The following is an 18,962-nucleotide window of genomic DNA, read 5'->3' as shown; positions in this document are numbered from 1 at the left end:
TTCGTGAGCGTGACCTGGGCCATTCGCGAGCCGCACCCGGTGGTGCGGCCCCTGGTCGCGCGCTATGTCGGGTATGCCCAGGACGACGTCACGCTGGCCGTCCACCGCGGCCTGCCGTCCCGGCATGTGACGCTCGTCATCAGCCTCGCCGGGCCGGTGCGGATGGCCGGCCACAGCCTGCAGGCGCTGGTCGGCGGGCTCCACACGCGCGCGGTGCTGATCCGGCAGGACAGCGTGCAGGAGGGCCTGCAGCTGGAGCTCGACCCGCTGGGCGTGCGGACGCTGTTCGGCGTGACGGCGGCCGAGCTGAGCGGCGAGGTGGCCGACCTCGCCGACTTCGGGCTCGGCTGGTTGCCGGACAGGCTGCGGGAGCTGCCTTGGCGCGAGCGGTTCGCGCTGCTCGACGACGTCCTGGCCACCCGGGCCGTCGAGCCGGTGGTGCCGCCACCCGAGCTGGGCCAGGCGTGGCGCCGGCTGCGCGGCGCCGGCGGCCAGGTGCGCGTCGCGGAGCTCGCCGAGGAGGTCGGCTGGAGCCGGCGGCACCTGGGCGAGCGGTTCCGCACGGAGCTGGGGCTGACGCCGAAGCAGGCGGCGCGCGTGCTGCGGTTCGAGCGGGCCGGGAGCCTGCTGCGGCAGGGGCGGGCGGACCTGGCGGCGCTGGCGGCGGAGTGCGGGTTCTACGACCAGGCGCACCTGACCAACGAGTGGCGTGCGCTGGCGGGCTGCACGCCGGGCACGTGGATCGCCGAGGAGCTCCCGTTCCTCCAAGACGAGGAGACGGAGGTGGCGCGAAGCTGACCGCATGACTCCCGAACCGAACGTCTGGCCCGCTCTCCGGTACGACGACGCCCCGGCCGCGGTCCGTTTCCTCGTCGACGTCCTGGGTTTCACCGAGGCATTGGTGGTGCCCGAGGGCGACCTCATCGCGCACGCGGAGCTGCGCTGGCCCGAGGGCGGCGCGGTGATGCTGGGCAGCGTCCGCCCTCCGGACGGCGTCCACGACGCGATGAAGCCGGGTGCGGCCGCGGTATACGTGGTGTCGGACAAGGTCGACGAGATCCACGCGCGGGTGAAGCGCGCCGGCGCGGAGATCACGGCCGAGCTGACGGACACCGACTACGGCTCGCACACGTTCAGCCTCCGCGACCCGGAGGGCAACTCCTGGACGGTCGGCACCTACCGCGGCGCGGCCTGACCGGACGCGCCCGGCTACCGCACCGGCCGCTCGAAGGTCACCAGCAGGCCGTCGACCCCGCCGGGGCCGACGCGTCCCTTCACCTCGGTGGCCGTGATGGCCTTGAGCTGCCACCCGTCGGACGCGTGGTCGTTGAGCAGCTTCTCGAGCTTGGCGCCCGACATCTTGCCCCCGACCAGCTTCTCCCGGACCTCGACGACCTTGTACGTGTAGCGCTGCATGTCCCCGATTCTGCCCGGGACGGCCGGCGCGGGTGTTCATCTCACCGTGTCGACGGCCTCGCGTTCCGTTTACCGGCCGAATCTGGCACCCTGGAGCCCGTGTTGCGGCTTGCAGGTGCACGGCTGCTCGACGATCGGGACTATCCGGCGGTTCGTGCCGCGCTGGCCGCCGACCCGGTGGGCAGCTGCATGGTCAGCGCCCGGGTCGAGGCCGCGGGCCTCGACCCGTGGCGGCTCGGTGGTGAGCTCTGGGCCGCCGACAGCCGTCCGGTCCGGGCCGGACGGCTCCAAGGGCTGTGCTTTTCCGGGCCGAACCTCATCCCGCTGCGCGGCAACGCGCCCGCGTTGCGCTCCTTCGCCGACCGGGCACTGAGAAGGCAACGCACCTGCTCCTCCCTCGTCGGTCCGGCCGAGCAGGTCCTCGGCCTGTGGGACGAACTCGAAGGCGAGTGGGGCCCGGCCCGCGAAGTGCGCGACGACCAGCCGCTGATGGCCCTCGACAGCACCCCGCTCGTCGCCGCCGATCCGCTGGTCCGGCCCGTCCGGCCGGACGAACTGGAGCGGTACCTGCCCGCGGCCGTCTCGATGTTCATCGAGGAGGTCGGCGTCGACCCGCGCAGCGGCGACGGCGGCGCCAGCTACCGCGCCCGGGTCACCGAGCTGATCGGTGCCGGCCGCGCGTTCGCCCGCTTCGAGGACGGCGAGGTCGTCTTCAAGGCCGAGATCGGCGCCATGTCGGCCACCGTCGGGCAGATCCAGGGCGTCTGGGTGCACCCCGGGCGCCGCGGCGACGGGCTGGGCACCGCCGGCACCGCCGCGGTGGTCAACCGGCTCGTCCGCGGCCTCGGCCGCACCGCCAGCCTCTACGTCAACGCCTTCAACGCCCCCGCCCTCGCGGCCTACCGCAAAATCGGGTTCAAGCAGGTCGGCCAGTACGCGACGGTGCTGTTCTAACCACTCTTCCGTGGCGGTGTTTCACCGCCCGCGACACCGCTCTGACCAGGCATCATCCGGCCATGAGTGCACGTCGACGTCGCAGTGCGCTCGCGGTGCTGCTGCTCGCCGCCGCGACCACGGCCGGGTGCTCGGGCGACGGCCCCGAGGACGCCCTCTCCGCCTTCCTGGACGCCGTCGCGGCCGGGGACGTCGCCGCCGCGGCGGCGAACACCGACTCGCCCGAAGCCGCGAAGACCGTCCTCGCCCAGGTCCGCGGTGTGCTCGAGCCCGAGGGCCTCGACGTCGACGAAGAAGAGGTCAAGCAGCCGGAAGGCGACGTCGTGACCGCCAGCTACCGGCTGACCTGGCACCTGCCGCACGGCCGCACCTGGTCCTACCGCGCCGACGCCCAGCTGCGGGCGGCCGAGAACGGCTGGCAGGTGCACTGGCAGCCGACGGTCGTGCACCCGCAGCTGGCCGTCGGCCAGACCCTGGGCATGCTGCCCCAGCTGCCGGAGACGGCACCGGTGCTCGACCGCGACGGCGTGCCGCTGATGCGTCCGCAGACCGTCATCGGCGTGGTCGTCGATCCGCAGAAGACCGGCGACGCGAGTGCGGTCGCCGGCACCCTCGCCAAGGCACTGCACCGCTACGAGCCGTCGGTCACCGGCCGGTCCGTGCTCGACGGGATGAACAAGACCAAGCCCGGCGACGCCTACCCGGTGATCACCCTGCGCGCGGGTGACTACCAGCGCGTCAAGTCGGCGATCTACGACCTGCCGGGCGTCCGCTTCGCCAGCCAGGAGCGGCTGCTGCCGGTGACCCGCGGGTCCGGGCAGCAGGTCCTGCCGGGTATCCGGGCGCTGGTCGAGCAGCAGCTGGCCGGGGCGGCGGGCTGGCGGATCGTCACCCGCGACGTCACCGGCGGCGAGGTGTCCGAGCTCAGGGCCGAGCCGCCGCGGCCCGCGCCCGCCGTCACCAGCACACTCAGCGCGAAGCTGCAGGCCGCCGCCGAGAAGGCGCTCGACACCGAGCCCTACCCGGCCGCGCTGGTCGCGATCCAGCCGTCGAGCGGGGACATCCTCGCCGTGGCGCAGAACGACGCCGCCGACGAGGAAGGCTCGCTGGCGCTGTCCGGGCGGTACCCGCCGGGGTCGACGTTCAAGATCGTCACGGCCGCGGCCGCGCTGTCGGCGGGGGAGGCCGACGCGGGCAGCGCGGTCGGCTGCCCCGGGACGACGACGATCGAAAACCGCGTCGTGCCGAACGAAGGCCGGTTCGACCTGGGCCGGGTGCCGCTGAAGACGGCGTTCGCGCGGTCCTGCAACACGACCTTCGCCCGGCTCGCCGCGAGCCTGCCGGGGCCGTCGCTCACCGACACCGCCCGCTCCTTCGGCCTCGGCGCCGACTTCGTCGTGCCGGGCCTGACCACGGTCACCGGGGACGTCCCGGCCAGCGACTCGGCCGTCCAGCGGGCGGAAAACGGCTTCGGCCAGGGCCGGGTGGTCGCCAGCCCGTTCGGCCTGGCGCTGGTCGCGGCCACCGTGCAGGCCGGGAAGGTGCCGTCGCCGTCGATCGTCAAGGGCATGCCGGCGACCACGGAGAACGTCGGCGACCCGCCGTCGCGAGAAGTCCTCGACGCGCTACGCGGGATGATGCGGGAGGTCGTCACCGCGGGCACCGCGACCGGGCTGCGGGACATCCCCGACGTCGCGGGCAAGACCGGCACGGCCCAGTTCGGCGACGGCTCCCGTTCGCACGGCTGGTTCGTCGGCTACCGCGGCGACCTGGCGTTCGCCGTGCTCCTGACCGAAGCCGGGTCCTCCAAACCGGCGGTGCAGGCCGCCCACCGGTTCCTGGCGGGGATCGGCTGAGGAGGCCGTCGTAAGGTGGGGGCATGTCCGTTCGTGCCCCGCTCGTTCCCGGCGTCCAGACGCCGCGCCGTGACGTCCCCAGTTCCATCGCCCGTCCCGAGTACGTGGACAAGCCGGCGCCGAAGCGGGACACCGGCAACGGCGTGCGCACGCCCGAGGTGATCGAGAAGATGCGGGTCGCGAGCCGCATCGCCGCCCAGGCCCTGGAGGAGGGCGGCAAGGCCGTCAAGCCGGGTGCCACCACGGACGACATCGACAAGGTGGTGCACGAGTTCCTGCTCGACCACCACGCCTACCCCTCGACGCTGGGCTACCGCCGCTTCCCGAAGTCGTGCTGCACCTCGCTCAACGAGGTGATCTGCCACGGCATCCCGGACTCGACGGTGATCGAGGACGGCGACATCTGCAACATCGACGTCACCGCCTACATCGGCGGCGTCCACGGCGACACGAACGCGACCTTCCTGGCCGGCGACGTCTCCGAGGAGGCCCGCCTGCTGGTGGAGCGCACCCGCGAGGCGACGCTGCGGGCGATCAAGGCGGTCCGCCCGGGCCGGCAGCTGAACGTCATCGGCCGGGTGATCGAGTCCTACGCCAAGCGGTTCGGCTACGGCGTGGTCCGCGACTTCACCGGCCACGGCGTCGGCCCGGCGTTCCACACCCCGCCGACGGTCCTGCACTACGAAGAGCCCTCCGTCGACACGATCATCGAGGAGGGCATGACCTTCACGATCGAGCCGATGATCACCCTGGGCACCATCGACTACGACATCTGGGCCGACGACTGGACCGTCACCACGAAGGACAAGAAGTGGACGGCCCAGTTCGAGCACACCCTCGTGGTGACGGCCGACGGCAGCGAGATCCTCACGCTGCCCTGAGTCAGTGGCTGGTGGCCTTCTTGTAGCAGCGCACCGAAAGCGGCACGAAGATCACCAGCAGCACCGCGATCCACAGCACCGAGGCGAGCACGGCGTGCTGCATCGGCCAGGCGCCGTGCACCGGTATGGCGGCGCTGGTGTTGCCGAACAGCTCCCGTGACGCCTGGGTGATCGCCGACACCGGGTTCCAGTCCGCGATCACCCGCAGCGGGGTGGGCAGGCGGCCGCTGTCGACGAACGTGTTGGCCAGGAACGTCAGCGGGAAGATCGCCACGCTCGAGACGTTGTTGAACACCTCGGGCTTGCGCACGGCCAGGCCGAGCGTGCCCATCACCCACGACAGCGCGTAGGCGAACGCGAGCAGCAGGAGCACGCCACCCAGCGCCTCGAAAACGCCGGTGTGGATGCGCCAGCCGACCAGCAGGCCGACGAGGCCCATGATGAGCAGGCTCGTCACGTTGAGGATCAGGTCCGCCGTGGTGCGGCCGATCAGCACCGCGGCCGGGGACATCGGCAGCGAGCGGAACCGGTCGATGATGCCCTTCTGCAGGTCGTCGGTCAGGCCGTAGCCGGTGACGATGCTGCCCATCGCCACCGCGAGGACGAAGATCCCCGGCAGCATGAACTCGCGGTAGGACATCCCGGGGATGTCGATCACGCTGCCGAACACGTAGCCGAACAGCAGCACGAACATCACCGGCATGAACACGATGGACCCGAGCAGGTCCAGCGACCGGAGGATCTTGATCGAGTTGCGCTTGGCCACGGTCACGCCGTCGGTGACGGCCATCTGCACCGCGTTCATCACACGGCCTCCTTCGCGGGTTCGGCCGTCTCGTGGCCGGTCAGGGTGAGGAAAACGTCGTCGAGGGTGGGGCGGCGGACACCGACGTCGCGGACGTCGACGCCTTCCGCGGCGAGGATCGCCAGGGCTTCGGTAAGCGCTTTCGCGCCGTGGGTCACGGGCACGGTGAGCCGGAAGGCCTCGGCCTGCGGCTCGCCGCTGGCCAGCCGGGCCAGGGCGCGGCGGGCCACGAGGACGTCGTCGTGGGTGCCGACGGTCAGCTCGATCCGCTCGCCGCCGACGAGGTCCTTGAGCTCGTCGGCGGTGCCGCGGGCGATCACGCGCCCGTGGTCGACGACGGCGATGCTGTCGGCCAGCCGGTCGGCCTCTTCGAGGTACTGGGTGGTCAGCAGCAGCGTGGTGCCGCCCGCGACCAGCTCGGTGATGACGTCCCACAGCTCGGTGCGGGCCCGCGGGTCGAGCCCGGTGGTGGGCTCGTCGAGGAACAGCACCGGCGGGTTGGCCACGAGCGCGCCGGCCAGGTCGAGCCGGCGCCGCATGCCGCCGGAGTAGCCCTTCACCGGGCGGTCGGCGGCGTCCTCCAGGCTGAACCGGGCGAGCAGCTCCCGGCCGCGGGCCTTGGCCCGCTTGGTGCCCAGGTGGTAGAGCCGCCCGACCATCTCGAGGTTCTCGGCCCCGGTCAGCTCCTGGTCGACGGCGGCGTACTGGCCCGAGGCGCCGATGTGCGAGCGCAGCTCGTGCGCGTCCTTCACGACGTCGAACCCGGCGACCGTCGCGCGGCCCGCGTCCGGCTTCTGCAGCGTCGTGAGGATCTGGACGGTGGTGGTCTTCCCGGCGCCGTTCGGCCCGAGCACCCCCAGCACCGTGCCCTCGGGGACCCGCAGCGACATCCCGTCGAGCGCGGTGACCTTCCCGTACTTCTTGACCAGTCCCTCGGCCACGATGGCGTCCGGCATGGGATTTCCCCTGTCTGTGTGTGGATTTCAGGCCCGGCGGATGACGATGTCGCCGGTGTAGGTGTGGGCCTTGACCTCGACGGTCTCGGTGGTGCCGCCCGGCCCGTCGGACGGCGTGAGCGTGTTGCGCACGGAGCCGGTCAGCGAGTTCAGCTCCAGCCACGCGGCACTGCCCTCGCGGATGCCGACCTCGATCTCGCCGACGGCGGTCTCGAGGACGACCCGGTCGCGGATGACCTCGCCGAGCCGGATGTCGCCGGCGGCGGTCTTCGCGTGGACGCCGGCGTGGGCGACGTCGACCACGATGTCGCCGTTGGCCGTGCTGACGCGCAGGTCGCCGGTCACCTCGCCGACGCGGGTCTCGCCGTTGGAGTTCTTCAGCACGGCGGTGCCGTCGATCTCGCGGATCCGCAGCTCGCCGGAGCCGGTGCCGACCTCGGCGTGCCCGGTGGCCCGGTCGACGAAGACGTCACCGGTCGCGGTGTTCGCTTCCAGCCGCGAGGTCTCGTCGAGGTGGATGTTGCCCACGGACGTCTTGAGCCGGCTGTCACCGAGGCGGCCGGTGACGTGGACGTCACCCATCGCGGACGTCGCCTTGACGCGGGAGCCGGCCGGCAGCTCGACCGTGACGTGCAGCGCGCCGCCCTTGCCCCACAGTTTGGTGGTGTACTTCGGGCCCTTGACCAGCAGCTCGCCGTCGGCGAACTCGACGCGGGTCTTCGCGGCGGCCTTGACGTCCTCGGTGTCGCCGGGGTCGGCCGGCTGGACCTCGACGGTGGTTTCGGTGCGGTCGCCGGCGACGATCCGGACGTCGGCCACGCTGACGTCGAGCGTGGCCGTGATCGGCTCGGGGGTGGCGAAAAATGGCATGGCTGCGCCCTCCTGGGGTGCGGTGAGAGTGTTTTTGCTGGTCAGCGCAGGCGGGTCAGCGAACCCAGCCGGTGTACTTCTCGCCGTAGACGGAACGGCGGTACGTGGGCCTGCTCGCGTCCGCGCCGAGTGCGGTGTTCGCGGCCCGGACGAGCCAGGCGTTGATGGAGAGCCGGTCGCGGCTCGCGGCCTCCTCGACCCGCTGCTTCAGCTGGTCGGGGAGCCGCAGGTTGATCCGGGAGACGGCGCCGTCGTCGGCCTCGGGCGGCGGCGGTGGTGCTTCGTCGGGGGCCGGTTCGGGCGCGGTGGGCAGGGCGACCGCGAACTCCGCTTCACGGCGGCGAAGGCGTACTTCGACGGAGCCGGGAGCGAGGTCGCGGGTGATCTCGTCGGCCGCGGCCGACAGCGCGTCGAGCAAGGTGAGCCGGATGGCGGACTCCAGGGGGGAGGCCAGCCGCTCGGCCAGGGCGACAGCGTCCTCGCCGGCCGCCTCGGCGGCTACCGCGAACTCGCGGCGGAGGCTGTCCACGAAGGGCGTCAGGTCCATGGCACTACTGTGGCACCACGGTGGTGCCACGACAACCCTGAAATGGCACCCTTAAGGGTCGTCGGCGGGTGAAGTCGCAGGTCAGGAGCGTTCTATGCGCTCCAGGAGCTCGTCGAGGAACCCACAGGCCTCGGCGGCGGCGCGGTCCGGATCTCGGTCGGCGATGGCCTGCGCGAGGCCTTCGTGGCCGATTTCCGGCGAATGGTTCGCCCCCGGCGCGATGCTGGACGTCGTCGCGATGCTCGCCGCGATGACCTCGGTCAGGCCGCGGTAGAGCTCGGTCAGCAGCCGGTTGTGCCCGGCGCCGACGACCGCGCAGTGGAATTCGGCATCCGTGCGGGCGAAGTCCTGCCAGCGTCCTTCGCGCAGCTCGACCTCGCGGCGGCCGAGCAGCGACCACAGCTCGGCGACCTCTTCTTCGGTCCGCTCGATGGCCGCGAGGCGGGCGCCCTCGACCTCCAGCGTGCGCCGGACCTGCAGGACCTCGCGCAGCTCCGAGCCGCAGAGCCGGCGGATCGCGCCGGACACCTCGCTCGTGGCGCGCACGTAGGTGCCGTCGCCCTGCCGGACCTCCAGGAGACCGGTGTGCGCGAGCGCGCGGACGGCTTCGCGGACGGTGTTGCGCCCGACGCCGAGCTGCTCGACGAGCGCGGTCTCGGTCGGGATGCGCTCGCCGATCGGCCATTCGCCCTGCGTGACCGCGGTCCGCAGCTGCTCGATGACCTGGTCGACGAGGCCGGCCCGGCGCGTGGTGGCCAGAGGCACAGGATTATCCCTTCATCCAATCATCCTACGTATGAGAGAGTAGCGGGCATGCCCGTCGAACAGCGTGAACTCGAACTGGACGGCGCCACCGAGATCCGGACGCCCGGCGTGGTCGCCGCCGGGGCGCTGCTCGCGGTCGCGGTGGTGCTCACCGCCCTCAACCTGCGCCCGGCCATCACCGGCGTCGGGCCGATGCTCGCCGAAATGCGCCAGGACCTGGGCACGTCCGGCGTCTGGGCCGGCGTGCTCACGACGTTGCCGACGCTCTGCTTCGCCGGCGCCGGGCTGGCCGCGCCGCTGCTCGCGCGCCGGGCCGGGATCGGCGCCGCCATCGCGATCGCGCTGGCCGCCCTCGCCGCCGGCCTCGTGCTGCGCGTGCTCGACGGCCCGGCCGTGGTGCTCGGCGGCACGCTCGTCGCCACCGCCGGGATCGCCCTGGTCAACGTGCTCATCCCGGTCGTCATCAAGGACTCCTTCCCGGCTCGCATCGGCGTGCTGACCGGCGTCTACACCGCCGCGCTGCAGGGCGGGGGCGCCCTCGGCTCGGCGGTGACCCCCCGGCTCGGCGACGCCCTCGGCGGCTGGCGCCCGGCGCTGGGCAGCTGGGCCGTGCTCGCGGTCGTCGCGCTGCTGGCGTGGATTTTCGCAGCCCGCGGCACCGGCCGGACACCGCGGCCCGCCGACGGCGCCGCGGGCGGCCGGTCGCTGCTGCGCAACCGGCTCGCCTGGATCGTCACGGGCTTCTTCGGCCTGCAGGCGTTCTACGCCTACGCGGCGATGGGCTGGTTCCCGCAGGTGCTGATGGACGCGGGCGTGCCGCGCGACGACGCCGGGCTGCTGTTCGGCCTGGTTTCGCTGATCGCCGTGCCGATCAGCCTCGTCGTCGCGCCGATGGCGGCCCGGCGGCGCGGGCAGAGCCCGTGGATCGTCGGGTTGGGCGTCTTCGGCGTCGCCGGGACCATCGGGCTGATGCTCGCGCCGTCGTGGTCGCCGCTGCTCTGGAGCATCCTCGTCGGGCTCGGGATGAGCACGTTCTCGCTGGCCCTGACCGTGATCGCGCTGCGCGCGCGGACCGGCGCCGACACCGCCCGGCTGTCCGGGATGGCTCAGGGCTTCGGCTACCTTTTCGCCGCGCTGGGGCCGTTCCTGTTCGGCCTGCTGCACGACCTCGCGGGCGGCTGGACCGTGCCGCTGGCCATGCTGCTCGGTCTGCTCGTGGTCCAACTGACGTTCGGCGCCTTCGCCGGCCGCCACCGCTTCGTCTGATTCACCGGCGAGCGGCCAGCACGGCCGCGAGGCCCTCTCGCAGATCGTCGACGAAGTACTCGGGGACCTCCAGCGACGGGAAGTGCCCACCGCGTTCGGGCTCCCGCCAGCGGACGATCTGCCGGTATCGCTCCTGCGCCCAGGGCCGCGGGTACTTCTCGATGTCGTGGGGGTACGTCGTGATGGCCGCGGGGACGTCGACCCGGAGATCGGGGTCGAGCGAGTTGTGGCTCTCGTAGTAGATGCGGGCCGCCGAGGCGCCGGACCGCGTCAGCCAGTACAGGGTGACGTTGTCGAGGACGCGGTCACGGGAGATCGTCTCGAACGGGCTGTCCTCGGTGTCGGACCACTCGGCGAACTTGTCGAGGATCCAGGCGAGCAGCCCGGCCGGTGAGTCGACGAGTGCGTAGCCGATGGTCTGCGGCCGGGTCGCCTGCTGCTTCGCGTACGCCGCGCGGTGGTGCCAGAAATGGTGGGTTTCCTCGGCCCACCGGCGTTCGACCGCGGTCAGCCCGTCCGTCGTCGCCCCGGGCAGCCCCTGCGCGAACGTCGTGTGGATGCCGAGGACGTGCGCCGGGAACCGGCCGCCGAGCACCGTGGTGATGTTGCCGCCCCAGTCGCCGCCGTGGGCGGCGAACGTGGCGTAGCCGAGCCTGCCCATCAGTTCCACCCAGGCGGCCGCGATCTTTTCGGTGCCCCACCCGGTAGTGGCCGGCTTGTCGCTGTACCCGAAGCCGGGCAGCGACGGCGCCACGACGTGGAACGCCGGCGCCTCGGTGTCCGCCGGGTCGGCCAGTTCGTCGATGACATCGACGAACTCGGCGACGCTGCCCGGCCAGCCGTGTGTCATCAGCAGGGGAGTGGCGTCCGGGCGCGGGGACCGGCGGTGCAGGAAGTGGATGCCCAGACCGTCGACGGTCGTGCGGAACTGGCCGATCCGGTCGAGGCGGTCTTCGAACGACCGCCAGTCGTACCCGGTGCGCCAGTAGTCCACGACGTCGACGAGGTCGGCGAGCGGCACGCCCTGCGCCCACCGGCGCTCTGTCGTCTCGGCTTCCGGCAGCCGCGCGGCGGCCAGCCGGGCGCGCAGATCGTCGAGTTCGGCTTCGGGTGCGCGGGCTTCGAATGCGTGCAAGTCGCTGGTGAGACGGAGCATGAGACCTCCTGACCTTGCCGGAACCGGCTAAGACGGTTCTAACACGGCGTCGCGCCGGCAGGCAACCGGCTAAGGTGGTTCCATGCGTGCCGAATTCCCCGAATTCCGCCTCGGTAGCGTGCTGGCGACCAGCTTCACGGCGACGCTGACCGAGCGTCAGGGCGAGGCTGTGGAGCGCGTTCCGACGCCGCGGCGGCTCGCCGACTGGCTGGCGGTGAGCGGTCTCGCCGTGGATTCCTGCACCACGGCCCAGCACGACCTCGCCCGGGAACTGAGGGAGGCGATCCACGCCACCGCGACCGCGGCCGCGCTCGGGGACCCGCTCCCGGCGGACGCGGTCCGGATCATCAACGACCGCAGCGGCCAGGGCCGGGCCGCGGCCGTCCTGACGGCCGAGGGCAAGCGGCTATGGCGGATCGGCTGCGTGGAAGACGCCCTCGGCGTGATCGCCGCCGACGCGATCGGCATCGTCGCCGGCGAGCGAGACGGAAGACTGGCCCTGTGCGCCTCGCCGACCTGCCGGGCCGCGTTCTTCGACACCAGCCAGAGCCGCACCCGCAGATGGTGCGACATGAACTCGTGGGGTAACCGCCATATGATGGCGCTTTTCAACGCAAAAAAAGCCTGAGCCGCGGGGGGGGGGGGGCCCGGCCCGCGGAGGTTCAGTCCAGCGGCAGGTTGAGCAGCGCGTTCTCGACCAGCTCCGGCATCGCCGGGTGGATCCAGTACTGGCCACGCGCCATGCTGCGCGCGTCGAGGCCGAAGCTCATCGCCTGGATGAGCGGCTGGATCACCGACGACGCCTGCGGGCCGATGATGTGCGCGCCGAGCAGCTGCCCGGTCGCCGGGTCGGCCAGGAGCTTCGCGAAGCCCGTCGTGTCCTCCATCGCCCAGCCGTAGGCGATCCCGGCGTAGTCCTGCTTCGAGACCACATAGGACACGCCGAGCTCGCGGGCCTTCTGCTCGGTGAGCCCCACCGAAGCCACCTGCGGGTGGGTGAAGACCGCGTGCGGCACGAACCGGTGGTCGGCGGTGATCCGTTCCTCCGGGTGCAGCAGGTTGTGCTGCACCACGCGGGCTTCGTGGTTCGCGACGTGCTTGAGCTCGTGCGGCGACGACAGGTCACCGAGGGCGTAGATGCCCTCGACCACGGTCTGCTGGTGGTCGTCGACCACGACGTGCCCACTGTCCATTGTGGTCACACCCGTCGCGGTGACGTCGAGGAGGTCGGAGTTCGGCTTCCGGCCGGTGGCGATCAGCAGCACGTCGCCCTCGACGGTCTCGGCGCCCTGCGGGCCTTCGAGGTCCAGCGCGATGCCGCCGTCCGTCTTGCGCGCCCGGACGGTCTTGCGGTCGAGGCGGACGTCGAACCGCTCGGCGGCCAGCTCGGTGAAGCGCGCGCTGACGTCCTCGTCCTCCGAGCGCAGCAGCCGCCCGGAGCGGTTGACCAGCGTGACGTGCACGCCGAACGAGGCGAAGACGTGCGCGAACTCGGCCGCGATGTACCCGCCGCCCAGGATCACGATGCGCTCGGGCAGCTCGTCGAGGCGCATCACGGTGTCGGAGGTATGGTACTCGACGCCGTCCAGGCCCGGGATCTCCGGGATGACCGGACGGCCACCCGCGGCGAGCACGAACTTGTCGGCGGTCAGCACCTCGTCGGGGCGGCTGTCGGCGAAGCTGACACGCAGCTCCTTGTGCCCGGTGAAGCGGCCGGTGCCCTCGAAGACGTCGACGTTCGCGTTGTCCTCGTGGTTGCGGCGGTACTCCGCGCCGCCCTCGGCGATCGGGTCGATCCGGCCGAAGACGCGGTCACGGACGTCTCGCCAGCGCACGCCCTTCAGCTCTTCGTCGACTCCGTACTTCGCGCTGTGCGAAGGCGTGTACGCCACGTCGGCGGCGTACACGAACATCTTCGTCGGGATGCAGCCCACGTTGAGGCAGGTGCCGCCGAAAGTGCCCTTCTCCACGATCGCCGTCTTCTTGCCGGCGAAACCGGGGCCGAGGATCGAGTTCCCCGATCCCGTCCCGACGATCACCAGGTCGTAGTGGGGCACTGCATCCTCCGCGGGGTTCGGTCCGGTCGATTCACCCTAGCCAACCGTTGCCGCGCAGCGCGTGTTCCCCGTTGTGCTTAACGTCGTATTACGTGGTCAACGGCCGGTCGCGGTGAAGTGCATCCGGTCGGTCGGGCTGCGCCAGTTCCCGCCCCAGCGCCATCCGATCGCCGCGAACGCGCGCACGGTCGCGTCGCCGGCCAGGACCATGCCGGGCCGCTTGCGCGAGCGGTCGACGTACGCCGAGGCCAGCTCGGGCAGCACCAGGTCGCCCCGGGTGTAGGGGTTGCAGAACGGGTTGACGTCCACGGCGAGCCCGGAGGCGTGCGCCGACCAGGTCGGCTGCCCGTCGGCCGCCCCGCGGGCGTTCACCAGCATTTCGCCGGTGTGCGCGCGGCCGTCGAAGCCCCAGAAGGACATCGTCAGGGAGCGGAGGTCGCCTGCCTTGACGGGGCAGGCGGGCTGCCACGTGCTGCGCGCGAGGACGTCGGCGGGCACGACGCTGATCGTCGAAGCGTAGCCGGCACCCGCCGGCGGCGGCAGGAAGTCTTTTGTCGGAAGTGCCCGATTCACTAGTTCGGGTGGCGTCGGCTCGATTTGGCCGAAGCCGTCGGGACGGCGGGGGAGCGGCCGGGCACCCACCCGCCAGGTGACGGCGGGCGCGCTCGACGGCGGCTGTCCGGCCGTGGTGCTCGCCGCGACCGTCGTCGACGTCGGGGCCGAAGGCGCAGGCGGCGCTTCCGCCGAGCACGCCGCCAGCGCGAGGGCCGGGACCGCCCACCACGCCGCCGTCGCTCTCCGTCGCAGGGGGCGAGCCTGGCAGAAGCGCTGGGTGAGCGCGGAGTCCACCCGTTCCAGTGACACCGTTTTGGGCCCCCTCGGATTAGGGTAATGAGCGCACGTCGTTCACGCACCGGAGTTGTCCGGGTGCCGAGTGCTCTGCCCTGTGCTGTGCCGAAGAGGGGAAGACCCATGTCCGTGAAGTCCCGTCGTTCCCTGCTGTTCGCGAGCGGCGTGCTCCTCGCGGTCGCCGCGGTCGCCGTCCCGGTCGTGGTGGGCACGGCGGCGGCGGATTCCGGCGCGGCCGGGTCCGGCAACCAGGCGCGGATCGTCGGCGGCCAGCGGGCTTCCCTGTCCGACCACCCGTACGCGGTGTACCTGACCGACGCGGGCGGCAACCAGTTCTGCGGCGCGGTGATCGTCAGCTCCACGTCGGTCGCGACGGCCGCGCACTGTGCCAAGGCGGTGGCGAAGCAGGACATCCGCGTGGTGGCCGGCCGCGAGGACAAGCGCACCGCCGAAGGTCAGGTGCTCGGCGTCTCGAAGGTCTGGGTCGCCCAGGGCTACACCGACCCGACGCAGGGCGGCGACATCGCCGTGCTCACCGTCCGCGGCCAGTTCGACTACCGGCCCGCGAAGCTGCCCGACGGCAACGACGCGCGGCTGTACGACAAGGGCACCAAGGCGACCGTGCTCGGCTGGGGCCGCATCGCCGACGGCGGCGCCCGTTCCGACTACCTGCGCAGCGCCCAGGTCCCGGTGGTGTCGGACGCCGAATGCCGCGCCGACTACGACGTCTACGACCAGCGGACCATGGTGTGCGCGGGCTACGCCGAGGGCGGCGTCGACGCCTGCCAGGGCGACTCCGGCGGCCCGCTCGTGGTCGGCGACACGCTGATCGGCATCGTCTCCTTCGGCGACGGCTGCGCGAAGGCGAACCGGCCGGGTGTCTACACGCGCGTCTCGGAGTACGTCAACGACATCGAGGCCCAGGCCAGGCCCCGCCTCCTCGGCTGAGCGTGCTAAGCAGGGGTATGCCGACCCTGCACGACGCCACCGGTCCCGAGCTGACCGCGGCCCAGCTGCACGACATCCTCCGCCTGCGCGTCGACGTGTTCGTCGTGGAGCAGAAGGCCGCGTACCCGGAGCTCGACGGCCGGGACCTGCTCCCGGACACCCGCCACCTGTGGTTCGACGACGACGGCGCGGTCCTGGCGTACCTGCGGGTGCTGCTCGACCCCGGCGGCATCCGCCGCATCGGCCGCGTGGTCACGGCCGCCCCCGCCCGCGGTGCCGGGTTGGCGGCCCGCCTGATGGACGCGGCCCTGACGGTCCCGGGCGAGTACGTCCTGGACGCCCAGACCTACGTCCAAGGCTTCTACGCCCGCTACGGCTTCATCGCGGAAGGTCCCGAGTACACCGATGACGACGGAATCCCGCACATCAGGATGCGCCGCCGCCCGTGAACCCGCCGATCAGGCGATCGCGCCGCGCGGGGCCGTCGCGGTGATCACCTTCACCGCGCGGTCCACGTCGGCTTCCGTGAGGTCGGCCCGCGCCGTCAGCCGCAGCCGCGAGATGCCGTCCGGAACCGACGGCGGCCGGAAGCACCCGACGCGGATGCCCTGCTCCGCACACGCCGCGGCCCACCCCACGGCCGTCTCCGCGGACGGCGCCTGAACCGAGATCACGGCGGCGTCCGGCAGGCTCGCCTTCAGCCCGGCCGCCTTCAACGACATCGCCAGGTTGCCGGCGTTCTCGACCACCTTCTCCGCCAGCACCGGCTCGTCCTTCAGCGCGTGCAACGCCGCCAACGCGGCCGCGGCGCTCGCGGGCGCCAGCGCCGTGTCGAAGATGAAGCTCCGTGCCGTGTCCACGAGGTGCTTGATCACCCGCCGCGGCCCGACCACCGCGCCGCCCTGGGCGCCAAGGGACTTCGACAGCGTCAACGTCGTGACGACGTCGGGCGCACCCGACAGCCCGGCCGCGTGGACCGCGCCGCGGCCACCCTCGCCCAGGACACCGAAGCCGTGGGCGTCGTCCACGAGCAGTGCCGCGCCGTGCTCACGGCAGATGCCGGCCACCTCGCCGAGCGGGGCCAGGTCGCCGTCGACCGAGAACACCGAATCGGTCACCACCAGCGCGCGCGGCTTGCGCCGGGTCGCCAGCGCGTGCTTGATCGCCGGCGGCGTCGAGTGCGCGACCGCGGCGACGTCGGCCCGCGACAGCCGGCAGCCTTCGATCAGCGACGCGTGGATGTACTTGTCGGTGACGATCGCGGATTCGGCTCCGGACAGCGCCGTCACCGCGCCGAGGTTCGCGGCGAACCCGGAGGAGAACACGAGCGCCGCCTGTGCGCCGCAGAACCGGGCGAGTTCCATCTCCAGCTCGGTGTGCAGCTCGGTCGATCCGGTGACCAGCCGGGACCCGGTCGCCCCGGCGCCCCAGCGCAGCGCGGCGGCCGCGGCGGCCCCGGCGACGCGCTTGTCGCGGGCCAGCCCGAGGTAGTCGTTGCCGGCCAGATCCAGCTCGTCGGCCTGCGCGGGACGCGGCCGCAGCTGCCGCACGAGTCCGGCGTTCGCCCGCTTCTCCGCCTCGGCGTCGAGCCAGTCGAAAACCTCGTCGGGCGGGGGCGTCGGCGGCGTAGTCACGTCCCGCAGTCTCCCATCCGCCCCTCGAAGCTCCGCCAAGCGGGCCGGGAAACGCCGGAAGCCCCGGACCGGGCGGTCCGGGGCTTCCGAAGGGGACGATCAGCTGTCGTAGCCGCGACGCGGGCCACGGCTCGGGCGGCCGTAGCCACCGCCGTTGCCCGAGCGGGGCTGGCGGCCGCGGCCGCCGAAGCCGCCGGGACGGCCTTCGCGGTCGCCGCCGCGGTAACCACCACGGTCGCCGCCGCGCTCGCCACCGCGGTCACGATCGCCGTAGCTGCGCTCGCCGCGGTACGAACCGCCGCGCTCGCCGCCCCGGCCGCCACCGAAGCCGCGGTCACCGCGGAAGCCGCCGCCGCTGCGACGCGGGTTCTCGCGCCGCCGCTCGACGACCGGCTCGCCGCTGGGCTCCTGGGCGCCGGTGATGCGGGACAGCTCGGCGTCGCCCGGGCGGACCGTCGTCGACTCCGCGCGCACGCCGGCGCGGTCGGTCAGCCGGCGGACCATCCGGCGCTGGTCGTGCGTCGCCAGCGTGACGACCACACCGGACGCCCCGGCGCGCGCGGTGCGGCCGGCGCGGTGCAGGTAGTCCTTGTGGTCGGCCGCCGGGTCGACGTGCAGCACCAGCGAGATGTCGTCGACGTGGATGCCGCGCGCGGCGACGTCCGTGGCGACCAGCACCGGGGTGAGGCCGTCCTTGAAGTCGGCGAGGACGCGGTTGCGCTGCCCCTGGGTCTTGCCGCCGTGCAGCGCCGCCGCGTGCACACCCTGCTCGCGCAGCCGCTCGGTGAGCCGGTCGACGTGGTGCTTGGTGCGCACGAACATGATCGTGCGGCCGTCGCGGGCGCCGATCTGCGTGATGACGTCCTGCTTGTCCTGGTGCGAAACCTGGAGCACGTGGTGGTCCATGGTCGTCACGCTGGCGGTCGACGGCGCGACGGAGTGCGTGACCGGGTCGGTCAGGTACTGCTTGACCAGGCGGTTGACGTCACCGTCGAGGGTCGCGGAGAACAGCAGCCGCTGCCCGCCCGGCGGGGTCAGGTCGAGGATCTCGCGGACCTGCGGCATGAAGCCCATGTCCGCCATCTGGTCGGCCTCGTCGAGGGCGATGAAGTTGCAGTCACCCAGCGCCGCGGTGCCCTGGCGGACGTGGTCGGACAGCCGGCCCGGCGTGGCGATCAGCAGGTCGACGCCGCGGGACAGCGCGTCCGCCTGGCGGGCGAAGGCCATGCCGCCGACGGCCGTGCGGCACCACAGGCCGAGCGACTTGGCCAGCGGGGTCAGCGAGTCGGCGACCTGCATGGCCAGCTCGCGGGTCGGGACCAGGATCAGCGCGCGGGGGCGCTTCGGGCGGGCCTTGCCGCCGTCGAGCCGGGCCAGCATGGCCAGGCCGAAGGCGAGGGTCTTGCCGGAGCCGGTCTGGGCGCGGCCCAGCACGTCGCGGCCGGCCAGCGCGTCCGGGATGGTCGCGGACTGGATCGGGAAGGGCTGGTTGATGCCCGCCTCGGCCAGCGCGCGGAGCAGCGGCTCCGGCAGGCCCAGCTGGGCGAACGTCTTGGTGGCCACGGTCTCGACGGCGTCGTCGCGCAGCATGTCGCCGCCCGCAGGCCGCTGGCGCGGCTTGTGGTCGGGACGGCCCGCGCGGGCGGACGTCGAGGAGTGGCCGGAGTTGAACGTGACTGTCACAAATGCCTCTCGGACGTGGTTCGTCGCAAGGGAGGCCCGGGCTGCCCGCGCGCAGGCAGGGCAAGATGGTGTGCGATGGGCGTTCACAGGGACGGACCCGGCACACCGTGTCATCGCTTGCCGACACTGCGCGCCGCTTGGGGGTTACGGATCACCGCGAGCCATTCGGTGGCTCTGGAGGCGACGGACACCAACTCATCCACGCCGCCGGTTGCGGTCTGTGTTCACTGTACCCGAGCCGGAGCTGGGACTACGCATCGAGGTCACCGGTTGTGGGCGGCGTCGCAGCAGTGTTCCGCACCACAGCCGCGACGCCGCC

The 18,962-nt window shown here is 72.4% G+C and carries 20 protein-coding genes; 9 read left to right on the top strand and 11 right to left on the bottom strand.

The window, feature by feature from the left end; all coding sequences use genetic code 11:
- Positions 1-3 precede the first annotated feature (3 nt).
- Positions 4-798, top strand: a complete 795-nt coding sequence (locus I4Q55_RS11125) for an AraC family transcriptional regulator (protein WP_206786731.1) — start codon at positions 4-6, stop codon at positions 796-798.
- A 4-nt stretch (positions 799-802) separates the two neighbouring features.
- A complete protein-coding gene (locus I4Q55_RS11120) occupies positions 803-1,195 on the top strand; it encodes a VOC family protein (protein WP_206786729.1) in 393 nt (130 codons plus the stop codon).
- Between the two features lie 14 nt (positions 1,196-1,209).
- Here I4Q55_RS11120 and I4Q55_RS11115 read toward each other — a convergent pair whose 3' ends face one another.
- Positions 1,210-1,416 (bottom strand): DUF4177 domain-containing protein, encoded by a 207-nt coding sequence (locus tag I4Q55_RS11115; RefSeq protein ID WP_206786718.1) that lies wholly within the window; start codon positions 1,414-1,416, stop codon positions 1,210-1,212.
- Positions 1,417-1,515: 99 nt separating this feature from the next.
- Here I4Q55_RS11115 and I4Q55_RS11110 point away from each other — a divergent pair, with 99 nt between their 5' ends.
- From I4Q55_RS11110 to map, 3 genes are all read left to right on the top strand, one after another.
- A complete protein-coding gene (locus tag I4Q55_RS11110; RefSeq protein WP_206786716.1) occupies positions 1,516-2,370 on the top strand; it encodes a GNAT family N-acetyltransferase in 855 nt (284 codons plus the stop codon).
- 62 nt (positions 2,371-2,432) lie between these two features.
- Positions 2,433-4,226 carry a penicillin-binding transpeptidase domain-containing protein gene (locus tag I4Q55_RS11105; RefSeq protein WP_206786714.1) on the top strand — a complete coding sequence of 598 codons (1,794 nt, stop codon included), beginning with the start codon at positions 2,433-2,435 and terminating at the stop codon, positions 4,224-4,226.
- A 23-nt stretch (positions 4,227-4,249) separates the two neighbouring features.
- Positions 4,250-5,107 carry a type I methionyl aminopeptidase gene (gene map / locus I4Q55_RS11100; protein ID WP_206786711.1) on the top strand — a complete coding sequence of 286 codons (858 nt, stop codon included), beginning with the start codon at positions 4,250-4,252 and terminating at the stop codon, positions 5,105-5,107.
- Position 5,108: 1 nt separating this feature from the next.
- Here map and I4Q55_RS11095 read toward each other — a convergent pair whose 3' ends face one another.
- The 5 genes from I4Q55_RS11095 to I4Q55_RS11075 form a co-directional block, all read right to left on the bottom strand.
- Positions 5,109-5,912 (bottom strand): ABC transporter permease, encoded by an 804-nt coding sequence (locus tag I4Q55_RS11095; protein ID WP_206786709.1) that lies wholly within the window; start codon positions 5,910-5,912, stop codon positions 5,109-5,111.
- Positions 5,912-6,868 carry an ATP-binding cassette domain-containing protein gene (locus I4Q55_RS11090; RefSeq protein WP_206786707.1) on the bottom strand — a complete coding sequence of 319 codons (957 nt, stop codon included), beginning with the start codon at positions 6,866-6,868 and terminating at the stop codon, positions 5,912-5,914. Before I4Q55_RS11090 ends, I4Q55_RS11095 begins: the two co-directional genes overlap by 1 nt.
- A 27-nt stretch (positions 6,869-6,895) precedes the next feature.
- A complete protein-coding gene (locus I4Q55_RS11085) occupies positions 6,896-7,738 on the bottom strand; it encodes a DUF4097 family beta strand repeat-containing protein (protein ID WP_206786705.1) in 843 nt (280 codons plus the stop codon).
- A gap of 55 nt (positions 7,739-7,793) precedes the next feature.
- A complete protein-coding gene (locus tag I4Q55_RS11080; RefSeq protein ID WP_206786703.1) occupies positions 7,794-8,285 on the bottom strand; it encodes a hypothetical protein in 492 nt (163 codons plus the stop codon).
- A gap of 81 nt (positions 8,286-8,366) precedes the next feature.
- Positions 8,367-9,050 carry a FadR/GntR family transcriptional regulator gene (locus tag I4Q55_RS11075; RefSeq protein WP_206786700.1) on the bottom strand — a complete coding sequence of 228 codons (684 nt, stop codon included), beginning with the start codon at positions 9,048-9,050 and terminating at the stop codon, positions 8,367-8,369.
- 48 nt (positions 9,051-9,098) lie between these two features.
- On the opposite strand from I4Q55_RS11075, the gene I4Q55_RS11070 reads away from it, so the two are divergent.
- On the top strand, positions 9,099-10,316 hold the full coding sequence (locus I4Q55_RS11070; RefSeq protein ID WP_206786698.1) for an MFS transporter: 1,218 nt from the start codon (positions 9,099-9,101) through the stop codon (positions 10,314-10,316).
- 1 nt (position 10,317) lies between these two features.
- Here the strand turns inward: I4Q55_RS11070 and I4Q55_RS11065 are convergent, their stop codons facing one another.
- Positions 10,318-11,472, bottom strand: coding sequence for an epoxide hydrolase family protein (locus I4Q55_RS11065; RefSeq protein ID WP_206786696.1), 1,155 nt, complete (start codon positions 11,470-11,472; stop codon positions 10,318-10,320).
- Between the two features lie 82 nt (positions 11,473-11,554).
- Here I4Q55_RS11065 and I4Q55_RS11060 point away from each other — a divergent pair, with 82 nt between their 5' ends.
- Positions 11,555-12,100: an ABATE domain-containing protein gene (locus I4Q55_RS11060; RefSeq protein ID WP_206786694.1), complete on the top strand. Its 546-nt coding sequence runs from the start codon at positions 11,555-11,557 to the stop codon at positions 12,098-12,100.
- Positions 12,101-12,134: 34 nt separating this feature from the next.
- On the opposite strand, the gene I4Q55_RS11055 is transcribed toward I4Q55_RS11060, so the two are convergent.
- A complete protein-coding gene (locus tag I4Q55_RS11055; protein ID WP_206786692.1) occupies positions 12,135-13,529 on the bottom strand; it encodes a mycothione reductase in 1,395 nt (464 codons plus the stop codon).
- Between the two features lie 96 nt (positions 13,530-13,625).
- A complete protein-coding gene (locus I4Q55_RS11050) occupies positions 13,626-14,393 on the bottom strand; it encodes a M15 family metallopeptidase (RefSeq protein ID WP_374194462.1) in 768 nt (255 codons plus the stop codon).
- 108 nt (positions 14,394-14,501) lie between these two features.
- Here I4Q55_RS11050 and I4Q55_RS11045 point away from each other — a divergent pair, with 108 nt between their 5' ends.
- Complete coding sequence (locus tag I4Q55_RS11045) at positions 14,502-15,326, top strand: serine protease (protein WP_206786690.1); 825 nt, start codon at positions 14,502-14,504, stop codon at positions 15,324-15,326.
- 17 nt (positions 15,327-15,343) lie between these two features.
- Positions 15,344-15,775, top strand: a complete 432-nt coding sequence (locus I4Q55_RS11040; protein ID WP_206786688.1) for a GNAT family N-acetyltransferase — start codon at positions 15,344-15,346, stop codon at positions 15,773-15,775.
- Positions 15,776-15,784: 9 nt separating this feature from the next.
- On the opposite strand, the gene I4Q55_RS11035 is transcribed toward I4Q55_RS11040, so the two are convergent.
- Positions 15,785-16,960 (bottom strand): 8-amino-7-oxononanoate synthase, encoded by a 1,176-nt coding sequence (locus I4Q55_RS11035; protein ID WP_206786672.1) that lies wholly within the window; start codon positions 16,958-16,960, stop codon positions 15,785-15,787.
- A 99-nt stretch (positions 16,961-17,059) separates the two neighbouring features.
- Positions 17,060-18,643 carry a DEAD/DEAH box helicase gene (locus tag I4Q55_RS11030; protein WP_206786670.1) on the bottom strand — a complete coding sequence of 528 codons (1,584 nt, stop codon included), beginning with the start codon at positions 18,641-18,643 and terminating at the stop codon, positions 17,060-17,062.
- Positions 18,644-18,962 lie beyond the last annotated feature (319 nt).

The sequence above is a fragment of the Amycolatopsis sp. MtRt-6 genome (genome assembly GCF_017308975.1).
Taxonomy (GTDB): domain Bacteria; phylum Actinomycetota; class Actinomycetes; order Mycobacteriales; family Pseudonocardiaceae; genus Amycolatopsis.
Note: the sequence above shows the minus strand (reverse complement) of the source record. Positions and strands in the feature narration are given on the sequence as shown.